The organism is Verrucomicrobiia bacterium (assembly GCA_035460805.1).
Classification (GTDB): domain Bacteria; phylum Patescibacteriota; class UBA1384; order CAILIB01; family CAILIB01; genus DATHWI01.
The window spans coordinates 1-1,551 of sequence record DATHWI010000140.1 but is presented as its reverse complement, the minus strand read 5'-3'; the positions used below and the strand labels follow the sequence as shown (position 1 = coordinate 1,551).

The 1,551-nt window shown below is 50.9% G+C and carries 2 protein-coding genes; one reads left to right on the top strand and one right to left on the bottom strand.

All coding sequences use genetic code 11. The annotated features are described in order from the left end of the window. The coding region (locus VLA04_05850; GenBank protein ID HSI21186.1) for a hypothetical protein at positions 1–619 on the bottom strand (619 nt) is incomplete at its 3' end. A gap of 115 nt (positions 620–734) precedes the next feature. Here VLA04_05850 and VLA04_05845 point away from each other — a divergent pair. Continuing rightward, the gene (locus VLA04_05845) at positions 735–1,442 is read left to right on the top strand and encodes an NUDIX domain-containing protein (GenBank protein ID HSI21185.1); all 708 of its coding nucleotides are present in this window, start codon (positions 735–737) and stop codon (positions 1,440–1,442) included. Positions 1,443–1,551: the final 109 nt, after the last annotated feature.

Here is a 1,551-nt window from a genome sequence, read left to right as displayed (position 1 = left end):
AAAGTCCGCCGGCTACCCCAATCCCAAGACCATCCATGCGCATGAGCGCTTCCACGAGCGGAAGCAGTGATTTGGTATCCATAGGAATACCCTTCCCACCGCTTGGATCGAGAAGCACTTCATCTACACACCCTTCAAACGTCGCCAATTTCTCAGTGAGAAGCCGGCCATCGTGCCGCACCTTTTTAAGGGCATGGGCCCCAATCTGCAACAAGATGTGAAGTTTCGGGTGTCGCTTGCGCAGTTCCTGAACAAGCATCGGTTCCGGCCAACATATGTTGAGCTGAAAGCCGTGCAAGTTCTCACCCGCCAACTCCAGGATCTGCTCGCACTGGGCAACCATCTCCTCCCGCTTGTGGGTGTTGAAGTGGGCAAGGCTCAGTGTTTGCGGCCCCACCGCAGCCAGCAAGGGCTGGAGGGACTCGGGTCGCGGAAACCGGCCAGGATGCCGGTTCACAACCCCTGCCGCTGTTTTGTCGGAAATGAGCACGCCAGCCATAAGGCGGGGCTCGGACTTGTGCAATTCACAGAGCTGAGAGAAGCGTTGCTGCACCGCAACCAACTCCCCTGCTGACATGAAGCCAGTCACGCCGATATTTCGCTTTGGTAAAGTTCTCATTTTGTTTTTCCCGTCCACGTAGACAACCTCGTTATACCTATTGCCAAAATGCGCTTCTAGTCGAGAATCCCTCGACCAACCTCGACATCGCGCGAGTGCTCGCTATGATGAACCCATGCATCCCTACCAACGTCATATCGTCGATTTACTCCTGCAACAAAGCCCACGCCGGTATGCAGAGCTTAAGCCTGTAGACGTCGAAGGAAATATCTTCAGCCACCACCTTAAGAAGCTCATTAAAGAGGAACTTGTTGCCCAACTCAGTCCCGGGAGTTATGCACTTGGAAAAGCTGGTAGGAAGTTAGCCGGGAACGTCAGCGCAACAACGGGAGAGATTCGTTCTCAGCAAAAGATTCTGGTTGAGATTGCCCTACAAAACGAACAGGGAGAGTGGCTCCTGTTTGAACGAGGCCGTGAACCGTACCGTGGTTTGATTGGCTTTCCCGCAGGGCGAAGGCATGCTGGAGAAACACTCCTAGAGGCTGCTACCAGGGATATCACAGAGAAAGCCGGCATCACCCCTGAATTACGATTTGCAGGCACCCTCTCTTTCACTATTCACCAAGAGCACGAGCTTTATAACTTTGTGGAAACTCATATTTTTGCAGGGAAAACCACTAAACCCAATTTTGAAGAAGGATTACTCGGCACGCCCATGTGGATGGACTTAGGCAACAAGGATTTAAACGCTAAACCATTCTTCCCCGGGTTAGCAGAGGTATACCAGCACATCATCTCCACTGAGAAGCCTTCATTTTGTGAATACCATATTGAAGTAAATGCAGATTTTTCTGAATACCAAAGTAAGTTAATCCCTCTATAGGATTAAGAAAATTTGGACAACCATGGCGTAGAGCAGCCTGTCCGAACATAATCCGAATATGAGGAAAAACTATCCTGATCACGTCAGAGAAAGGGCAACTAAGCTCAGG